This window comes from Ligilactobacillus sp. ESL1201, assembly GCF_058503265.1.
This window is the reverse complement of the sequence record NZ_CP196362.1, coordinates 1,654,309-1,674,769: the sequence shown is the minus strand read 5'-3', so window position 1 is coordinate 1,674,769 and position 20,461 is coordinate 1,654,309. Positions and strand designations below refer to the sequence as shown.

The window sequence follows — 20,461 nt, the reverse complement described above, 5'->3', positions numbered from 1 at the left end:
CGGAAACTCACACAACGAAACTTTGTTTGGTTTTGAAAGCTCTACTTTTACAAATGGGCCTATAGCTCAGCTGGTTAGAGCGCACGCCTGATAAGCGTGAGGTCGATGGTTCGAGTCCATTTAGGCCCATTGCACCACTTTTTTAATATTTTGTTACGGGGCTTTAGCTCAGCTGGGAGAGCACCTGCTTTGCAAGCAGGAGGTCAACGGTTCGATCCCGTTAAGCTCCATTGACAGGCAACTGTCAAAGCATTGTTCATTGAAAACTGAATCATTTTTATTTCTTAATAATCAACCGAGAAAAACACTGCGTAAAAATTGACGAGAACAACGTCAACTCATAACCAATTTATCGTCAGATAAATTAAAGGTTAAGTTAGGAAGGGCGCATGGTGGATGCCTTGGCACTAGGAGTCGAAGAAGGACGCAACTAACAGCGAAATGCTGCGGTCAGCTGTAAGTAAGCAATGACCCGCAGATCTCCGAATGGGAAAACCCAATAACCGTGAGGTTATTATCGCTGACCGTTAAGGTCAGTTGAAGACAGACGTGGGGAACTGAAACATCTCAGTACCTGCAGGAAAAGAAAACAACAGTGATTCCCTGAGTAGCGGCGAGCGAACGGGGAACAGCCCAAACCGAAAGACTTGTCTTTCGGGGTTGTAGGACCGAACATAGACGGTGAGGAATGTAGCTGAATGATCTGGGAAGGTCAGCCATAGAAGGTGAGAGCCCTGTAAGTGAAACACGACGAACCGAGAATCGGGATCCTGAGTACGGCGGGACACGTGAAATCCCGTCGGAAGCTGGGAGGACCATCTCCCAAGGCTAAATACTACCTAGTGACCGATAGTGAACCAGTACCGTGAGGGAAAGGTGAAAAGCACCCCGGAAGGGGAGTGAAATAGTTCCTGAAACCATGTGCCTACAAGTAGTCAAAGCCCATTTAAGGGTAATGGCGTGCCTTTTGTAGAATGAACCGGCGAGTTACGTTAAGCTGCAAGGTTAAAGTGGAAAGACTGGAGCCGTAGCGAAAGCAAGTCTGAAGAGGGCGACAAAGTAGTTTGACGTAGACCCGAAACCAAGTGACCTACCCATGTCCAGGTTGAAAGTGCGGTAAAACGCACCGGAGGACCGCACCCGTGTATGTTGAAAAATGCTGGGATGAGGTGTGGGTAGCGGTGAAATTCCAAACGAACTTGGAGATAGCTGGTTCTCTCCGAAATAGCTTTAGGGCTAGCCTCGGTATGAATGATCGTGGAGGTAGAGCACTGTTTGAACTAGGGGTCCGTCTTGGGTTACTGAATTCAGATAAACTCCGAATGCCACAGATCAATGACCGGGAGTCAGACTGCGAGTGATAAGATCCGTAGTCGAAAGGGAAACAGCCCAGATCACCGATTAAGGTCCCAAAATATGTGTTAAGTGGAAAAGGATGTGGAATTGCACAGACAACTAGGATGTTGGCTCAGAAGCAGCCACCATTTAAAGAGTGCGTAATAGCTCACTAGTCGAGTGGTTCTGCGCCGAAAATGTAACGGGGCTAAACACATTACCGAAATCGTGGATCCAACCGCAGGTTGGATGGTAGGAGAGCGTTCTAAGGGCGGCGAAGCTAGACCGTAAGGACTGGTGGAGCGCTTAGAAGTGAGAATGCCGGTATGAGTAGCGCAAGGTCAGTGAGAATCTGACCCACCGAAAGACTAAGGTTTCCTGGGGAAGGCTCGTCCGCCCAGGGTAAGTCGGGACCTAAGCTGAGGCCGCAAGGCGTAGGCGATGGATAACAGGTGGAGATTCCTGTACTGATCAGATCTGATTGAACAATGGAGGGACGCAGGAGGCAAGCGAAGCGTGCGAATGGAAATGCACGTCCAAGCAGCGAGTGCGAGTGTGAGTTAAATGTTTGCATTCAAGCAACACGAGCTGTGATGGGGAGCGAAATCTAAGTAGCGAAGGGAAGCGAGTCACACTGCCGAGAAAAGCTTCTAGTAAGGATCTGGTCACCCGTACCGCAAACCGACACAGGTAGTCGAGGAGAGAATCCTCAGGTGAGCGAGAGAACTCTCGTTAAGGAACTCGGCAAAATGACCCCGTAACTTCGGGAGAAGGGGTGCTGATCTAACGATCAGCCGCAGTGAATAGGCCCAGGCGACTGTTTATCAAAAACACAGGTTTCTGCAAAATCGTAAGATGAAGTATAGGGGCTGACGCCTGCCCGGTGCTGGAAGGTTAAGCGGATGAGTTAGCGCAAGCGAAGCTCAAAAGTGAAGCCCCAGTAAACGGCGGCCGTAACTATAACGGTCCTAAGGTAGCGAAATTCCTTGTCGGGTAAGTTCCGACCCGCACGAAAGGCGTAACGATCTGGGCACTGTCTCAACGAGAGACTCGGTGAAATTATAATACCCGTGAAGATGCGGGTTACCCGCGACAGGACGGAAAGACCCCATGGAGCTTTACTGTAGCTTGATATTGGGTGTTCGTATAACTTGTACAGGATAGGTAGGAGCCATAGAAGGCGGAACGTCAGTTTCGCCCGAGGCGTTGGTGGGATACTACCCTCGTTGTATGAACACTCTAACCCACACCGGTTAACCCGGTGGGAGACAGTGTCTGGTAGGCAGTTTGACTGGGGCGGTCGCCTCCTAAAAGGTAACGGAGGCGCCCAAAGGTTCCCTCAAAATGGTTGGAAATCATTTGCAGAGTGTAAAGGCACAAGGGAGCTTGACTGCGAGACCTACAAGTCGAGCAGGGACGAAAGTCGGGCTTAGTGATCCGGTGGTTCCGTATGGAAGGGCCATCGCTCAACGGATAAAAGCTACCCTGGGGATAACAGGCTTATCTCCCCCAAGAGTTCACATCGACGGGGAGGTTTGGCACCTCGATGTCGGCTCATCGCATCCTGGGGCTGTAGTCGGTCCCAAGGGTTGGGCTGTTCGCCCATTAAAGCGGTACGCGAGCTGGGTTCAGAACGTCGTGAGACAGTTCGGTCCCTATCCGTCGCGGGCGTAGGAAATTTGCGAGGATCTGTCCTTAGTACGAGAGGACCGGGATGGACATACCGCTGGTGTACCAGTTGTCTTGCCCAAGGCAGCGCTGGGTAGCTAAGTATGGATGAGATAAACGCTGAAAGCATCTAAGTGCGAAACTCGCCTCCAGATGAGATTTCCCATTCAGAAATGAAGTAAGACCCCTGAGAGAATAACAGGTAGATAGGATGGAAGTGGAAGTGCCGTGAGGCATGGAGCGGACCATTACTAATCGGTCGAGGGCTTAACCAAGTAGCAAGCGCAGTGGAAGTCGGAAGACAGAAGAAATAAAGATGATTTAGTTTTGAGTGAGCAAAGCTCACGTGTGGTGATGATGGCACGAAGGCTACACCTGTTCCCATGCCGAACACAGCAGTTAAGCTTCGTCACGCCGAGAGTAGTTGGGGGATCGCCCCCTGCGAGGGTAGGTCGTCGCCACGCATTTATTCCGGCATAGCTCAGTTGGTAGAGCATCTGACTGTTAATCAGGGTGTCGACGGTTCGAGTCCGCCTGCCGGAGTTATTATGGAGAGTTGTCCGAGAGGCCGAAGGAGCATGATTGGAAATCATGTAAGGGAGGATCGCCTTCCTTCAAGGGTTCGAATCCCTTACTCTCCGTAGTATTTCAATACCTGACCCGTTGGTCAAGTGGTTAAGACACCGCCCTTTCACGGCGGTAACATGGGTTCAAATCCCGTACGGGTCATTTTGGAGGATTAGCTCAGTTGGGAGAGCGTCTGCCTTACAAGCAGAGGGTCACAGGTTCGAGCCCTGTATCCTCCATGTTAATGCGAGTCGTTAGCTCAGTTGGTAGAGCATCTGACTTTTAATCAGAGGGTCGACAGTTCGAGCCTGTCACGACTCATTGTTATTTTGCGGGTGTGGCGGAACTGGCAGACGCGCTAGATTTAGGTTCTAGTGTTTAGCGACGTGGGGGTTCGAATCCCTTCACCCGCATGCGCTTTAAAAGGTAGTAGTTGAATATTTTATGCGGAAGTAGTTCAGTGGTAGAACATCACCTTGCCATGGTGGGGGTCGCGGGTTCGAATCCCGTCTTCCGCTTTTTTGTTACTTAATCTGCACCCATAGCGCAATTGGATAGAGTGTCTGACTACGAATCAGAAGGTTGTAGGTTCGACTCCTACTGGGTGCATATTTCGGGAAATAGCTCAGCTTGGTAGAGCGCCACGTTCGGGACGTGGAGGTCGCAGGTTCGAATCCTGTTTTCCCGATCGACTATTGAAAAGTTCTTAGACTGGTATTTTTCCAGTTTAAGGGCTTTTTAGTTATGTCTATGATACTAAATAAAGTTTTTGCCGTAGCGTTTCTTTTGCATTTTGCGAAGCATTCCATATATAATAAAAGTCAATATTAGTCAAACTAGAAGTAAGGAATGTGATTTGCATGCAGAATCGGAATATTTCAGACGTTATTGAAAAATATCTCAAGAGTATTTTGTCTGATTCACCTAAAATTGAAATCAAACGGTCTGAAATTGCGCAACAGTTTGACGTTGTTCCTTCGCAAATCAACTACGTAATTAAGACCAGATTTACACTGCAAAATGGCTATATCGTTGAGAGCAAGCGTGGTGGTGGTGGTTATATCAGGATCGCTAAGGTCAATTTGATCGATAATTCTGGAATGCTGGATCGTTTGATTGCATACATCGGCGATAGTATTACAATGAATAAGGCCTTACAGATCATTCAGAGTTTATATGAAGACAAATTGTTAACGCAAAAGGAAGCTAATTTGATACTGGCGGCAATGGATCATGATACTTTGAATTTAGGCGATAAGGATTTAGAAAATATGTTACGTGCACGGATCTTGGTCAGTATTTTAAATCGCCTACGGTGCGCGGAATAAAGGGGGACTTCTGATGGACGAGTTTTACACTCCGAGTGTTAAAAATGTGTTGGAGTTAGCTAAAAAAAGTGCCGCTAATTTTCGGCACCAAGCAATCGGGACCGAACACCTTTTATTAGCATTGGTACTGGAAAAATACGGGGTGGCGCACAAGGTTTTTGCGCAATTATTAGTAACACCTACCGATATTAAAGAGGAAATTGAACGTTTGGCCGGCTATGGTTCACTCAAACGAGAGGGAGCTACTTACCTGCCCTATTCACCGAAAACTAACGAAATTTTGCACGCGGCTCAGGTACAAGCTCAACTGTTCAATTCACCCGAGGTGGGCACCGAGCATTTGTTATTAGCTTTACTAGACGATGATAATACGTTGGCTTCCCGGATCTTATACAGCTTAAACATCGATAATAAACGGATGCAACAGCTGATTTTTAGACAGCTGGGAGTCAGTCAGAGTCAGTTAAGACGCAATAATAAAAAGAAAAAGCCCGCACAAGGAACACCGACGCTAGATTCTTTGGCCCGGAACTTAAACGAAATGGTGCGCCAAGGACAGATCGACCCCGTTTTGAGCCGGGATGCCGAGATCTCACGGGTAATTCAGATCTTGAGCAGACGAACTAAAAATAATCCGGTGCTCTTAGGGGAACCAGGAGTAGGAAAAACGGCGGTGGCAGAAGGATTTGCCCAGCAGATAGTGGAACAAAAGGTTCCTAGCGACTTAGCCAATAAACGGGTGATGATGCTTGATATGGGTTCTTTGGTAGCCGGGACCAAGTATCGGGGTGAATTTGAAGACCGTTTGAAAAATATCCTCGAAGAAATTTATCATGACGGTAACGTGATTTTATTTATCGATGAAATTCACACCCTGATCGGTGCGGGTGGCGCCGAGGGAGCGATCGATGCTTCTAACATTTTAAAACCTGCATTGGCCCGCGGGGAAGTGCAAGTGATTGGTGCTACGACTCTTGACGAGTACCAGAAGTATTTCGAGACTGATTCGGCGTTGGAGCGGCGGTTTGCGACCGTGATGGTGGCAGAACCGACGTTACCTCAGACTGTTGCTATTTTACAGGGGTTACGTCCGCGCTACGAACAGCATCACCACTTGAATATTACCGATGAGGCTTTGCAAGCTGCGGCTAAACTAAGCAGTCGGTATATTACCAACCGTTTTTTGCCGGATAAGGCGATCGATCTGATCGACGAAGCAGCCGCTCGTGTGCGCATTAATGGAACCGACGCACGTTTAGTGACTGCCAAACAAAAACTGGCAGCCGCTAAACAGCAAAAAGAAGCTGCACTGGTAGACGAGCACTTCGAACGAGCCGCTAAGTACCGCCAAGAAGAATTAAAATGGCAACAAAAGGTAACTAAGATCGAGGAACGGCAGCAAAAGGCCCAGGGTAAGCAAAAATATACTAAAAATGTGACTGCCCATGACGTGGCCGAAATCGTGGCAGAATGGACCGGGGTACCGGTAACACAGTTGACCAAGAGCGAAAGTGAGCGGCTATTAAACCTGGAGAAGATCTTACACGAACGAGTGATCGGCCAAGAAGACGCGATCAGTTCGGTGGCTAAAGCGATTCGCCGGGCTCGCAGCGGTTTAAGCGACCCGACTCGTCCGAGTGGTTCATTTATGTTTTTAGGCCCTACCGGGGTCGGCAAGACCGAATTGGCTAAGGCGTTAGCGCAGGCAATGTTTGGTGACGAAAATGCTTTGATCCGAATCGATATGAGTGAGTACATGGAAAAATACTCCACCAGTCGGTTGATCGGCGCGCCTCCGGGCTACGTTGGCTATGATGAGGGCGGGCAGCTGTCCGAAAAAGTTCGTCATAAGCCGTATTCAGTGGTCTTATTGGACGAGGTCGAAAAGGCGCACCCCGACGTGTTTAACATCTTATTGCAAGTTTTGGACGACGGCTTTTTGACCGATTCCAAGGGACGCAAGATCGACTTTCGTAATACTATCATTATCATGACGTCTAACCTAGGTGCGACTGACTTGCGTGATAATAAGATGGTCGGTTTCGGTGCTAAATCAACTACCGGGGATTACCAAGCAATGGCAGCGCAGATCAGGGAGCGACTGAAAAAGACGTTCCGACCGGAATTTTTAAACCGGATCGATGAGATCGAAGTCTTCCATTCACTAACGCAAAAACAACTACAACAAATCGTTAAGTTGATGGTTCAACAAGTGATCGACCGTGTCAAAGAACACGACTTGACTTTAAAGATCACCCCGGCTGCGATCAATGTGGTAGTTAAAGCCGGTTATGATCCGGAATACGGGGCCCGGCCGTTACACCGTGCGATTCAAAATGAAATCGAAGACCGTTTGAGTGAGGCGTTATTAGCCAACCAGTTTGCTCCTCACGATACGATAGTGATCGGCGCTCAGCGAGGAAAGATCACGCTGAAAGTTAAACCGGCTGCGGCCAAAAAAGCAGAGACGGTTTAATTGACAAATTGGTTAAAGATGCTATAATTAAAAACTGCAAAATACTGTGAATTTAGCTTCTGGTAGTGATCTATTGTCCATTACGAGGAAGCAAATAGCAAAAATAGTGAAGCGCATTGTTGTCGATAAGCTGTTTTTGCTTTTTTTTGCCCAAAATTACACTTAATTTGGTTATTTTTTAAAATGTAATCAAAATGTAATATTGGCTAGTTGTTTGTTTAAGCCAGACAGAATATTTGAGAGGTGAACAATTTGGCAGGACACTTAGTAAAATACGGTAAAAATCGTGTACGCAGAAGTTATTCGCGCATTAAAGAAGTTCTTGAACTGCCTAATTTGGTTGAGATCCAAACTAATTCTTACCAGTGGTTTCTTGACGAAGGTTTACGGGAAATGTTTGAAGACATTATGCCGATCGATGATTTTCAGGGTAAATTGTCTCTAGAATTCGTCGATTATCAACTGTTAGAGCCTAAATATACGGTTGATGAAGCCCGCGAGCACGACGCTAATTACTCTGCTCCACTGCACGTCACGCTGCGGTTATTGAATCATGAGACCGGTGAGATCAAGTCCCAAGACGTTTTCTTTGGCGATTTTCCGTTAATGACTCGTCAGGGGACCTTTATCATCAACGGTGCTGAACGAGTGATCGTTTCGCAGTTGGTACGTTCGCCAGGGGTCTATTTTAATTCAGAATTGGATAAAAATGGGCGCGAGATCTACGGTACGACGGTGATTCCTAACCGCGGTGCATGGTTGGAATACGAGACCGACGCTAAGAATATCTCTTATGTCCGGATCGACCGGACCCGTAAGATCCCGATGACGGAATTGATCCGTTCTTTAGGATACGGTTCTGACAGTGAGATCTTAGATATGATGGGCGAAACCGACAGCTTATTGTTCACCTTGGAAAAAGACGTCCACAAAAATCCTGAGGATTCGCGGGTAGAGGAATCGCTGAAAGATATTTACGAACGACTACGTCCGGGTGAGCCAAAAACGGCTGATTCCTCGCGGAGTTTATTGACGGCGCGTTTCTTCGATCCTAAACGCTATGATTTAGCGGCAGTGGGTCGTTATAAGATCAACAAAAAATTAAACTTAAAAACTAGGTTATTGGATACGACGGTGGCTGAAACCTTAGCCGACCCGGAAACGGGTGAGATCATCATTAAAAAGGGTGAAAAAATCGACAAACAGTTGATGGACAACCGTTTAGCTGCTTACTTGCAGCGCGATGATTTCAAGATGGTGACCTTCCAACCGTCAGAAGATGGCGTAGTTCAAAAACCGATGAAATTACAGATCATTAAAGTCTACTCTCCGAATGATCCGGACAAGGTCCTCAACATGATCGGTAATGGCAACGTTGATTTGAAGTATAAACACATTACTCCAGCCGATATTATCGCTTCGATGAACTACTTCTTTAACTTACAAGAAGGCTTTGGCACGACCGACGATATCGACCATTTGGGTAACCGGCGGATCCGCTCTGTGGGTGAACTGTTACAAAATCAGTTCCGGATCGGTTTGTCACGGATGGAAAGGGTCGTTCGCGAACGGATGTCGATTCAAGATACCGCAACGGTGACTCCGCAACAACTGATCAATATTCGGCCGGTCGTAGCTTCGATCAAAGAATTCTTTGGTAGTTCACAGTTATCCCAGTTCATGGATCAAACTAACCCACTAGGCGAGTTAACGCATAAACGGCGGCTTTCAGCCTTAGGACCCGGCGGCTTGACTCGTGATCGTGCTGGTTATGAAGTGCGTGACGTGCACTACACCCATTACGGGCGGATGTGTCCGATCGAAACGCCTGAAGGCCCGAACATTGGGTTGATCAACAGTTTGGCTTCGTACGCCCGGGTCAATAAGTACGGTTTTATTGAAACTCCTTACCGGCGTGTTTCTTGGGATACACATAAGGTAACGCAAAAAATCGACTACTTGACTGCTGACGAAGAAGATCCTTACGTAGTCGCTCAGGCTAACACGCCGTTAAACGACGACGGTTCGTTTGTCAACGACATCGTAATGGCTCGGCGAGAAGAAGAAAACATTGAAATTTCGATCGACCAGGTCGACTACATGGACGTTTCGCCTAAGCAAGTAGTTGCTGTGGCTACCGCATGTATTCCATTTTTGGAAAACGACGACTCCAACCGGGCGTTGATGGGAGCTAACATGCAGCGTCAGGCTGTGCCGTTATTGCAACCACACGCTCCGTTAGTCGGTACTGGTATTGAATACAAAGCTGCTCATGATTCCGGTGATGCGTTGATCGCCGATCATGATGGTACCGTTGAATACGTAGACGCTAAGGAGATCAGGGTACGACTAGAAGACGGTTCCTTAGACAAATACAAATTGATGAAATTCCGCCGTTCCAATGGTGGTAAAAACTACAACCAAACACCGATCGTTCATGTCGGTGAAGAAGTTAAAACAGACAGCGTTTTGGCCGATGGCCCTTCGATGGAACAAGGCGAATTAGCCTTAGGACAAAATCCGTTGATCGCCTTTATGACTTGGGACGGCTATAACTTTGAAGATGCCGTCGCTATCAGTGAACGTTTAGTCAAAGACGATGTCTATACTTCGATTCATATTGAAGAACACGAGTCGGAAGCCCGTGATACTAAATTAGGGCCGGAAGAAATTACGCGTGAGATCCCTAATGCAGGCGAGGATGCACTTAAAGACCTCGATGAATTTGGCATCGTGCGGATCGGTGCCGAAGTTAAAGACGGCGATATCTTGGTAGGTAAGGTAACTCCTAAGGGTGTGACTGAACTTTCCGCAGAAGAGCGTTTATTGCACGCTATTTTTGGTGAAAAATCGCGTGAAGTCCGCGATACTTCGCTGCATGTGCCACATGGCGGCGGCGGGATCGTTTCCGACGTTAAGATCTTTACGCGTGAAGCTGGCGATGAATTGTCCCCTGGCGTTAACCAGATGGTCAGAGTCTACATCGCGCAGAAACGTAAATTACAGGTTGGCGATAAGATGGCCGGCCGTCACGGTAATAAAGGGACGGTTTCGGTGATCATTCCCGAAGAAGACATGCCGTTTATGCCAGACGGAACACCGATCGATATCATGTTGTCACCAATGGGTGTGCCTTCCCGAATGAACATTGGGCAGGTTTTGGAACTCCATTTAGGCTTAGCTGCCCGTGAGTTAGGCATTCACGTAGCTACTCCAGTTTTCGATGGTGCTTCTGATGATGATATTATTGCTGCTTTGAAAGAAGCCGGTTTGCCGGAAGATGGTAAAACCGTTTTGTATGACGGCCGGACGGGTGAACCGTTTGATAACCGTATTGCCGTGGGTGTGATGTATTACATGAAACTCGCACATATGGTCGATGATAAGATCCATGCACGTTCGATTGGGCCGTACTCCTTAGTTACGCAACAGCCTTTGGGTGGTAAAGCTCAGTTTGGTGGTCAGCGCTTTGGGGAAATGGAAGTTTGGGCACTGGAAGCTTACGGTGCTGCTTATACCCTACAAGAAATCTTGACTTATAAGTCAGACGATGTAGTCGGCCGGGTCAAGACTTACGAGGCGATCGTTAAGGGCGAACCGATCCCACAACCGGGTGTGCCAGAATCGTTCCGTGTGTTGGTCAAGGAATTACAGTCTCTAGGCTTGGATATGAAAGTGCTAGATGCCGATAAACAAGAAATCGAACTGCGAGACATTGACGAAGAAGACGACGAGGTCGTTAACGTAGATGCTTTAAGCAAGTACGCTAAAGAAGAAGAGGCCAAAAAAGCCGTTCCAGCACAAGGTGGAAACGACACTGCAACAGCGGCTAAAGACGATAAAACCGAACAATAAAAATCACAATTAAGGGAGGTCGGTCCTTTGATCGATGTCAATAAATTCGATAGTATGCAAATTGGCTTAGCTTCATCCGATAAGATCAGAAGCTGGTCATACGGTGAGGTTAAAAAGCCAGAAACGATCAACTACCGCACACTGAAGCCTGAAAAAGACGGGTTATTTGATGAACGGATCTTTGGTCCTACCAAGGATTGGGAATGTGCTTGTGGTAAGTATAAACGGATCCGTTATAAGGGAATCGTTTGTGACCGTTGTGGCGTTGAAGTTACTCGTTCTAAAGTCCGGCGTGAAAGAATGGGCCATATCGAATTGGCCGCCCCGGTAACGCATATTTGGTATTTCAAGGGGATCCCGAGTCGGATGGGCTTAGTGTTAGACATGAGTCCGCGTGCCTTGGAAGAAATCATTTACTTTGCTTCTTACGTAGTTACCGAACCGGGTGACACTCCGTTAGAAAAAAAGCAGTTGTTAACAGAACGTGAATACCGGGAAAAACGCGAAGAGTACGGTAATAACTTTAAGGCTGGTATGGGTGCCGAAGCTATCAGAACGTTGCTACGTGACGTTGATTTAGCTAAGGAATGTGCAGAATTAAAGGAAGAGTTAAAGGAAGCTACGGGGCAAAAAAGGACCCGGGCCGTGCGCCGGTTGGATATTTTAGAGGCCTTCCTCAAATCCGGCAATAATCCTGACTGGATGGTCATGGAAGCTATCCCGGTCATCCCGCCGGATCTGCGCCCAATGGTCCAGTTGGAGGGCGGTCGCTTCGCAACTTCTGATTTGAATGATTTATACCGTCGGGTGATCAACCGTAATAACCGGTTGAAACGGTTGTTAGATTTAAACGCCCCGGGGATCATCGTTCAAAATGAAAAACGGATGCTCCAAGAAGCCGTTGATGCGTTGATCGATAACGGCCGGCGCGGCAGACCGGTTACGGGACCAGGCAACAGGCCGTTGAAGTCGCTGTCTCACATGTTAAAGGGTAAGCAGGGACGTTTCCGTCAGAATTTGCTGGGTAAGCGTGTCGATTACTCCGGTCGTTCCGTAATCGATGTGGGTCCTAAGTTGAAATTAAATCAAATGGGGATTCCGCACGAGATGGCTTTGGAACTGTTCAAACCATTTGTAATGAAAGAATTAGTTAAACGCGAAATGGCGTCTAACATTAAAAATGCCAAACGTAAGATCGACCGGCGTGACGAAGATATCTGGGATGTACTAGAAGACGTCATCAAAGAACATCCGGTGTTATTGAACCGCGCCCCTACGTTGCACCGTTTGGGAATTCAGGCTTTTGAACCAAAATTAGTTGACGGTAAGTCGATGAGACTGCATCCGTTAGCTTGCGAAGCTTATAACGCCGATTTTGACGGGGACCAGATGGCTATTCACGTGCCGTTGTCAGACGAAGCCCAGGCAGAAGCACGGTTGCTGATGTTAGCTGCGCACCATATTTTGGCTCCTAAAGACGGTAAGCCGATCATTTCACCTTCTCAGGATATGACGATCGGAAATTACTATATTACGATCGAAGAAGCTGGTGAAACCGGCGAAGGAATGATCTTTAAAGATGTCAATGAAATTCGGACCGCTTACCAAAATAACTACGTTAACTTGCATACTAGGGTAGGATTGCAATCCTCATCTTTGGCACAGCAAGGCACGCCGTTTACCGACTGGCAAAAACAGCGGATCTTGGTAACGACCGTGGGTAAGGCTTTCTTTAACGAAATCTTACCGGCAGATTTTCCGTATTTAAATGAAGCTACTAGTGATAATCTGACTAATCAGACTCCTGATAAGTATTTCTTGGAACCAGGCGAAGATATTCACGAATACTTGAAGCAAGCTGAACTGGTAAAACCGTTCAAATCCGGCTTCTTATCAGACATCATCGCTCAAGTTTACCAGGACTACAAGGTGACGGCGACGGCCGAATTGCTTGACCGGATGAAAGACCTCGGTTACTTAGAATCTACTAAGTCGGGATTGACAGTCGGAATGTCTGACGTTACGGAATTAAAGGAAAAGCCGGAAGTAATTGCTAAGGCGCATAAGGATGTTGCAGTTGTAGCTAAGCAATTTCGCCGCGGCCTGATCACGGAAGACGAACGGTATAACCGAGTAATCGAGATCTGGAACAAGGCCAAAGACGATATTCAAGACATGTTGGTCGCTAACATGGACCCAAGTAACCCGATCCAAATGATGAGTGATTCGGGGGCCCGGGGTAACATTTCTAACTTTACTCAGTTGGCCGGTATGCGTGGCTTGATGGCCGCTCCTAACGGTAAAACGATGGAATTGCCAGTTGTTTCTAATTTCCGTGAAGGCTTATCCGTGTTGGAAATGTTTATTTCTTCTCACGGTGCACGTAAAGGAATGACCGATACGGCTTTGAAGACCGCTAACTCGGGTTACTTGACCCGTCGTTTGGTTGATGTTGCCCAAGACGTGATCATTCGCGAAGATGATTGTGGGACCGACCGTGGCTTAGACGTGACGGCGATCCGCGAAGGTAACGAAATGATCGAGCCGCTTTATGACCGGATCTTAGGACGTTACACGATGAAAAGCGTGATCGACCCGCAGACTGGTGCTGAAATCGTTCCTGCAGATAAGCAGATCGATGAAGAATTGGCCCAACAAGTGATCGACGCTGGAGTTGAGAAAGTGACGATCCGTTCGGCATTTACCTGCAACACGCGGCATGGCGTTTGTCGTAAATGTTACGGTCGTAACTTGGCTACTGGTGATGCCGTTGAAGTCGGCGAAGCAGTTGGTACGGTTGCCGCCCAGTCGATCGGTGAACCTGGTACGCAGTTGACGATGCGGACCTTCCATACCGGCGGGGTTGCTGGTGGCGATATTACCCAAGGGTTACCACGTGTGCAAGAATTATTTGAAGCACGTAATCCTAAAGGTCGTGCTGTGATCACCGAAGTTACGGGTGTGATCGAGTCGATCGAAGAAAATCCGGCGGACCGGACCAAGGAAGTAACTGTTAAGGGTGAAACCGATACTAGAACTTATAGCTTGCCTTATACCGCAGTGTTGCGGGTCAAGGAAGGCGACAGTATTCACCGGGGAAATCCGTTGACAGTTGGTTCGATCGATCCGAAGGAGCTGATCAAGGTCAGAGACGTTTTGTCCACCGAAAATTACATCCTGGCAGAAGTACAAAAGGTTTACCGGATGCAAGGTGTGGATATTTCAGATAAGCATATCGAGATCATGACCCGCCAAATGTTACAAAAAGTCCGGATCATGGACCCAGGTGAGACGTCAATGCTACCGGGAACTTTGATGGATATCAAAGAATTTACCGACCGCAACACGGATGTTTTGGTCAAAGGTGGGATCCCAGCGACTGCACGTCCGGTCTTGTTAGGAATCACGAAAGCCGCTTTGGAAACTAATAGTTTCTTATCGGCTGCTTCCTTCCAGGAAACGACGCGGGTCTTGACGGATGCTGCTATTCGCGGTAAGAACGATCCGTTGATCGGTTTGAAAGAAAACGTAATTATCGGTAAGATCATTCCTGCCGGAACGGGAATGCCGCGTTACCGTAATATTCAAACGGCTGAAACAAGCGATGTCAACGAAGGAGTCTACTCGATCTCGGACATGGCTAAAAAGCTCAATGTGGAAGAAAATACGGAATTACCGAGTAAATAAATGATATTTAGCTGATCCAATAAGTGGGGCTGGGGCAAAACTCTGTTTTGTTCCAGTCCTATTTTTGCTTTATGTGAAAAAATGAACTATAATTAAAGTGAAATAAATCACATAAAGGAGCGGATCTTATGGAATTAACTGACAAAAAGATTATCGTTACCGGCGGCTCGCGCGGAATTGCAGCTGCGGTCGTTAAAAGGTATAGTGCAGAAGGGGCAAAAGTAGTTTCCGTGGACGTGAACGACGAAGCGGGACAACAAGTTGCTGCTACGGCTAATCAGAGTCATCCCGATAGTGTTAAATACCTTCACTGTGACATTTCTCAGCAAGCAGAAGTCAAGGAAGTTTTTGCACAGGCCGTTAAGTGGCTAGGTGGGCTGGACGTGCTCGCTAATATCGCGGGTGTAGAACGTGGTGGCGCTGCCGAGCAGGTCACCGAAAAGGAAATTGATTTTGTATTTGGCGTGAATATCAAGGGAATGGTTTGGACTAACCAAGAAGCCTTTAAATATATGAAGGATTCTGGTGGTCATATCATTAACTACTCTTCTCATACCTCGATCAATCCCTATGTAGGTGGCTCAATTTATTCGATGTCTAAAGGCGCAGTTAATTCTTGGGTCAGGACTACGGCGCATGAATGGGGCAAATACGGGATCACGGTCAATGGGGTGGCACCATGTATTTGGACTGATATGTACGACGAATACATGGAGCGACTGGACGAAAAGGAATTGGCCGCAGAAAAGGCGGACAAGGCCGCTAAGATCCCGATCGGTGGTAAATTAGGTGATCCTGATAAAGATATCGCGCCGGTAATGGTCTTTTTAGCTAGCGATGCAGCGCACTTTATTACCGCACAGCTGATTCCAGTAGACGGCGGTTACATGCAGACACGGTAAAAATGTACTCGTGAAAATACCAAACAGGGCTGAGACAAAATTTCGTTTTGTTCCAGCCCTATTTTTGTTTTCTGTAATAATATAGACTTAAGAGTGTTCGTCCAGCCAGCAGAGGTCCTAAGGACACCAACAAATGTCGGTACCACTTAGTCTCCGATCGCTAACTGGCTTGACTCACAGCTTATTTGCTCGTGCTCCAAACTGCTAAGCACTTTTTGTCCCAATCTGTTTTTTTAGTAAAGTAACACCCAAATTGCGGTACTGGCGACTAGAAAGGGTAAGAAGGGGTGGGTGCCTTGACGAGAGCGGCGCCAGTAGCAGACGATGAAGAAAAGAGCGGCTAGTAATAACACTTGAACGCCGAAGTAAAAACCGCGTACTAACAGCAGTAATATCAAAAAAACTGTGTCGGCGCTCCCTAATTGGTGCCGCACATTTAGCAGTAGTAACAGCAGTGAAAATAGCAAAATGAGTAGCCATTCGGTTTGGAGGTGTAACCGAACGCCCCGGTAGAAGAGCAACAGTTGTAAGCTGGTGCCGCTAAATAGTAGTAAACGAGAGACGTTTTGGGTGTAATGATCCTGTAAGGCGAGCAGCAAGCACCATGTTAAACATGCTAGTTTGATCAGGCAGGTCAGGGTGGGACCGTCTTTAACACTTAGCAAAATAAAATAGCAGCCCCAGATAAGTTCGCAAAGGGTGCTGGTACTAGCGATCTTTTGACCGCAAAAATGGCAGCGTCCTTTTTGAACGGCGAAACCGGCGATCGGTACCAGCTGCCACCAGGTCAGTGGGTGGCGGCAGTGTTCGCAAAATGAACGGGCGACTAGCAAGGAGACGCCGTTACGAAAGCGCCAAGCGCAACAACAAGCAAACGACGCGCAGACGGCTCCTAGCGCAAAGAATAATAATTCAAACAATCAGATCACCTCAGTTATTAAATACGAAAAAATGGCTAAATTTGATTGACAATTTCCCGGTTGAGGTGTTATTCTATAACAGGTTTCGCCATGTGGAGTTCTTGTGTAAACAAGATGATGCTGACTGTGCGCGGTGAAAATATTAGTTCAGGGGTCGGCTATTTTTTTAGTCTTAAAATGAAACTCCTGGATGTGTGTGCTTGAAAAATTACTTGTCAATAAGAAAGGAGGAAGCTTTAGATGCCAACAATTAACCAGTTGATTCGTCATGGTCGCAAATCTAAAGTTTCAATGTCTGCTTCCCCAGCTTTAAATTATGGGTATAACAGTTACAAAAAAGTTCAAACTAAAAACGCTGCTCCGCAAAAACGTGGGGTTGCTACTCGTGTCGGTACGATGACACCGAAAAAGCCGAACTCCGCTTTGCGTAAATACGCTCGTGTTCGTTTGTCTAACTTGATCGAAGTGACGGCTTACATCCCGGGGATCGGCCATAACTTACAGGAACATAGTGTGGTTTTGATCCGTGGTGGTCGTGTAAAGGATCTGCCTGGTGTTCGTTACCATATCGTTCGTGGCGCATTGGATACAGCGGGCGTTGAAGGTCGGATGCAGGGTCGTTCTAAGTACGGCGCTAAGAAGCCAAAGAAATAACACGATAAATATTTACTGAAATTCGAGGAGGTCTTTAACGATGCCAAGAAAAGGTGCCGTTTCAAAACGTGAAGTACTCCCAGATCCAATTTACAATTCTAAATTGGTAACTCGCTTGATCAACCGCTTGATGGTCGATGGTAAGCGTGGGACAGCTTCTAAAATTTTATACGAATCATTTGATTTGATCAAAGAAGAAACTAACAACGAACCGTTGGATGTTTTTGAAGAAGCAATGAAAAACGTCATGCCGGTCTTAGAGGTTAAGGCACGCCGTGTTGGTGGTTCTAACTACCAAGTGCCGATCGAAGTACGGCCAGAAAGAAGAACGACTCTAGGCTTACGCTGGTTAGTTAACTACGCTCGTCTCCGGGGCGAACATACGATGGCAGAGCGTCTTGCTAAAGAGATCATTGATGCTTCAAATAATACCGGGGCTTCCGTTAAGAAACGTGAAGATACACACAAGATGGCAGATGCCAACCGTGCATTTGCACATTATCGCTGGTAATTTTTGGAGAAATGGCTGTTATATGATTGTTACCGATCTTATAATGGCCGTTTTTTAGAATTAAGTTAAACTTAATGTTAGAAGGGAAGAATTCTCAAATGGGAAATAAGCGTGAATTTCCGTTAGAAAAAACGCGTAATATCGGGATCGTTGCTCATATCGATGCCGGTAAAACGACGACGACCGAACGAATTTTGTATTATACGGGTCGGATCCATAAAATTGGTGAAACTCATGATGGAGCTTCACAAATGGACTGGATGGAACAAGAACAAGAACGTGGGATCACCATCACTTCTGCTGCTACGACGGCTCAGTGGAAAGATCACCGCATTAATATTATCGATACTCCAGGACACGTGGACTTCACTGTCGAAGTTGAACGTTCATTACGTGTTTTGGACGGTGCGGTAGTTGTTCTTGACGCGCAGTCAGGGGTAGAACCGCAGACTGAAAACGTTTGGCGCCAAGCAACGACATACAAAGTTCCCCGGATCGTTTTTGTTAATAAAATGGATAAGATCGGTGCTGATTTCGATTATTCCGTTAAAACTATCCATGACCGCCTGCAGGCTAATGCGGTGGCAGTACAGATGCCGATCGGTGCCGAAGATGCCTTTGAAGGTGTGATCGACTTGATCGAAATGAAAGCCGATCTGTACGACGAAGATGAGTTAGGTTCCAAGTGGGATACCGTTGATATTCCAGAAAAATATCAGGAACAAGCACAAAAACGGCGCGATGAGATGTTAGAACAAATCGCTGACGTTGATGATGACATCATGGAAAAATACCTTGAAGGTGAAGAAATTTCGGCTGCTGAATTACGTCAAGCAATTCGGAAAGCAACTTTGAAATTGGAGATCTTCCCGGTATTTGCTGGTTCAGCCTTCAAAAATAAGGGTGTTCAGATGATGCTTGATGGTGTGAATGACTACTTGCCATCACCGTTGGATGTTCCTCCTTACAAGGCAACTGTTCCTGATTCAGACGAAGAAGTTGAACTGACTGCCGATGATGATGCTCCGTTTGCTGGTTTGGCATTTAAGATCGCTACCGATCCGTTTGTTGGTCGTTTGACTTTCTTCCGGGTTTATACCGGAACGCTAGAAGCCGGTTCGTACGTTTTGAATGCTACTAAGGATAAGCGTGAACGTGTTGGTCGTTTGTTGCAAATGCATTCTAACCACCGTAAGGAAATTCCGGAAGTATTTTCTGGCGATATTGCGGCTGCGATCGGTTTGAAAAATACCACAACCGGTGATTCTTTGACCGCTACGGACCGTCCATTATTACTTGAATCCATGGAATTCCCAGATCCTGTTATCCAAGTTTCGATCGAGCCGAATACTAAAGCCGATCAGGATAAGATGGACGTTGCTTTGCAAAAATTAGCCGAAGAAGATCCGACCTTCAAGGCTGAAACTAACCCTGAAACCGGTGAAACTTTGATCGCCGGCATGGGCGAATTGCATTTGGATATTATCGTTGACCGGATGAAGCGTGAATTCCACGTCGAAGCTAAGGTCGGCGAACCGCAAGTTGCCTACCGTGAAACTTTCACCAAGCAAGTTTCTAAACAAGGTAAATTTGTGCGTCAGTCCGGTGGTAAAGGTCAGTATGGTGATGTCTGGATCGAATTTACCCCGAACGAAGAAGGCAAGGGCTTTGAGTTCGAAAATGCGATCGTCGGTGGTGTGGTACCGCGGGAATATATCCCAGCCGTTGAACAAGGTTTGAAAGAATCCATGGCAAACGGTGTCTTGGCCGGTTACCCGTTGATCGATGTTAAGGCTAAATTATATGATGGTAGTTATCACGATGTCGATTCCAGTGAAGCTGCTTTCAAGGTGGCTGCTTCGTTGGCATTGCGGAACGCTGCTAAAGACGGCGGTGCTGTCATCTTAGAGCCGATCATGAAAGTCGATATCGTTGCTCCTGAAGATAACTTGGGCGACGTGATGGGCCACGTTACTGCTCGTCGTGGCCGGGTAGAAGGAATGGAAGCTCGCGGTAACGCAGAGTTAGTTCATTCGTTCGTGCCGTTATCTGAAATGTTTGGTTACGCAACGACATTGCGTTCAGCTACGCAGGGTCGTGGGACCTTCACGATGACGATGGATCATTACGAACCAGTACCAAAATCGATCCAAGAAGAAATTATTAAGAAAAATGGCGGCGACGCTAAAGAAAAATAATTTTTAAACTGACATTTACTTGGTAGTTAATAAGAATTATTTGAAATCTGAAAGCACTTAGATCAGCATTGATCTAAGTGCTTTTTTTTACTGTAAAGGTTAAGTTAACGCCACTTGTTGTTTTTTGATTAATTTTAGCCAATAAATAATATTAAAAATTACATAACATAGTAATGTTAGCAGCCAAAGATATTTTTACCAGAGAAAAGACTGTTAGTAGTGGATTAATGATGATTATCCCAGTAACAAAATGACGTGAGGTGACAACTAATCTCAGTTTAATTATTATCTTTACTTTTATTAATTAATCAAATATAATTCACATTATCGTTATTTTGTTATCGAACAAACGATAATTTA

Annotated in this window: 9 protein-coding genes, 11 tRNA genes and 2 rRNA genes; 21 read left to right on the top strand and 1 reads right to left on the bottom strand. The window is 46.6% G+C overall.

What is annotated here, in order from left to right; all coding sequences use genetic code 11:
- Nucleotides 1–55: 55 nt before the first annotated feature.
- The 18 genes from ACSYSK_RS08310 (at nt 56) to ACSYSK_RS08225 (ending at nt 15,818) form a co-directional block, all read left to right on the top strand.
- A tRNA-Ile gene (locus ACSYSK_RS08310) sits at nt 56–129 on the top strand.
- Nucleotides 130–157: 28 nt separating this feature from the next.
- A tRNA-Ala gene (locus ACSYSK_RS08305) sits at nt 158–230 on the top strand.
- Nucleotides 231–369: 139 nt separating this feature from the next.
- Nucleotides 370–3,278, top strand: a 23S ribosomal RNA gene (locus ACSYSK_RS08300).
- Nucleotides 3,279–3,350: 72 nt separating this feature from the next.
- Nucleotides 3,351–3,467 (top strand): 5S ribosomal RNA (gene rrf, locus ACSYSK_RS08295).
- 6 nt (nt 3,468–3,473) lie between these two features.
- Nucleotides 3,474–3,546, top strand: a tRNA-Asn gene (locus ACSYSK_RS08290).
- A 7-nt stretch (nt 3,547–3,553) separates the two neighbouring features.
- Nucleotides 3,554–3,644, top strand: a tRNA-Ser gene (locus ACSYSK_RS08285).
- Between the two features lie 16 nt (nt 3,645–3,660).
- A tRNA-Glu gene (locus ACSYSK_RS08280) sits at nt 3,661–3,732 on the top strand.
- A gap of 4 nt (nt 3,733–3,736) precedes the next feature.
- Nucleotides 3,737–3,809 (top strand) — tRNA-Val (locus ACSYSK_RS08275).
- 9 nt (nt 3,810–3,818) lie between these two features.
- A tRNA-Lys gene (locus ACSYSK_RS08270) sits at nt 3,819–3,891 on the top strand.
- Nucleotides 3,892–3,901: 10 nt separating this feature from the next.
- A tRNA-Leu gene (locus ACSYSK_RS08265) sits at nt 3,902–3,983 on the top strand.
- Nucleotides 3,984–4,016: 33 nt separating this feature from the next.
- Nucleotides 4,017–4,088: transfer RNA gene (locus ACSYSK_RS08260), tRNA-Gly, on the top strand.
- 17 nt (nt 4,089–4,105) lie between these two features.
- Nucleotides 4,106–4,179: transfer RNA gene (locus ACSYSK_RS08255), tRNA-Arg, on the top strand.
- Between the two features lie 5 nt (nt 4,180–4,184).
- Nucleotides 4,185–4,258, top strand: a tRNA-Pro gene (locus tag ACSYSK_RS08250).
- 172 nt (nt 4,259–4,430) lie between these two features.
- Entirely contained in the window at nt 4,431–4,898 is a 468-nt protein-coding gene (locus ACSYSK_RS08245; protein WP_491714670.1) for a CtsR family transcriptional regulator, read from the top strand.
- Between the two features lie 13 nt (nt 4,899–4,911).
- Nucleotides 4,912–7,374: an ATP-dependent Clp protease ATP-binding subunit gene (locus tag ACSYSK_RS08240; protein ID WP_491714669.1), complete on the top strand. Its 2,463-nt coding sequence runs from the start codon at nt 4,912–4,914 to the stop codon at nt 7,372–7,374.
- A gap of 252 nt (nt 7,375–7,626) precedes the next feature.
- Nucleotides 7,627–11,229, top strand: coding sequence for a DNA-directed RNA polymerase subunit beta (rpoB, locus tag ACSYSK_RS08235; protein ID WP_491714668.1), 3,603 nt, complete (start codon nt 7,627–7,629; stop codon nt 11,227–11,229).
- 27 nt (nt 11,230–11,256) lie between these two features.
- Nucleotides 11,257–14,916 (top strand): DNA-directed RNA polymerase subunit beta', encoded by a 3,660-nt coding sequence (rpoC, locus tag ACSYSK_RS08230; RefSeq protein WP_491714667.1) that lies wholly within the window; start codon nt 11,257–11,259, stop codon nt 14,914–14,916.
- Nucleotides 14,917–15,044: 128 nt separating this feature from the next.
- Complete coding sequence (locus ACSYSK_RS08225) at nt 15,045–15,818, top strand: SDR family NAD(P)-dependent oxidoreductase (protein ID WP_491714666.1); 774 nt, start codon at nt 15,045–15,047, stop codon at nt 15,816–15,818.
- A gap of 233 nt (nt 15,819–16,051) precedes the next feature.
- Here the strand turns inward: ACSYSK_RS08225 and ACSYSK_RS08220 are convergent, their stop codons facing one another.
- Nucleotides 16,052–16,738, bottom strand: coding sequence for a prepilin peptidase (locus ACSYSK_RS08220; RefSeq protein ID WP_491714665.1), 687 nt, complete (start codon nt 16,736–16,738; stop codon nt 16,052–16,054).
- A gap of 240 nt (nt 16,739–16,978) precedes the next feature.
- Between ACSYSK_RS08220 and rpsL the strand changes: the two genes are divergently transcribed.
- The 3 genes from rpsL (at nt 16,979) to fusA (ending at nt 20,101) form a co-directional block, all read left to right on the top strand.
- Nucleotides 16,979–17,392: a 30S ribosomal protein S12 gene (rpsL, locus tag ACSYSK_RS08215; RefSeq protein ID WP_491714664.1), complete on the top strand. Its 414-nt coding sequence runs from the start codon at nt 16,979–16,981 to the stop codon at nt 17,390–17,392.
- A 40-nt stretch (nt 17,393–17,432) separates the two neighbouring features.
- Nucleotides 17,433–17,903, top strand: coding sequence for a 30S ribosomal protein S7 (gene rpsG / locus ACSYSK_RS08210; RefSeq protein ID WP_491714663.1), 471 nt, complete (start codon nt 17,433–17,435; stop codon nt 17,901–17,903).
- 98 nt (nt 17,904–18,001) lie between these two features.
- A complete protein-coding gene (fusA, locus tag ACSYSK_RS08205) occupies nt 18,002–20,101 on the top strand; it encodes an elongation factor G (RefSeq protein ID WP_491714662.1) in 2,100 nt (699 codons plus the stop codon).
- Nucleotides 20,102–20,461 lie beyond the last annotated feature (360 nt).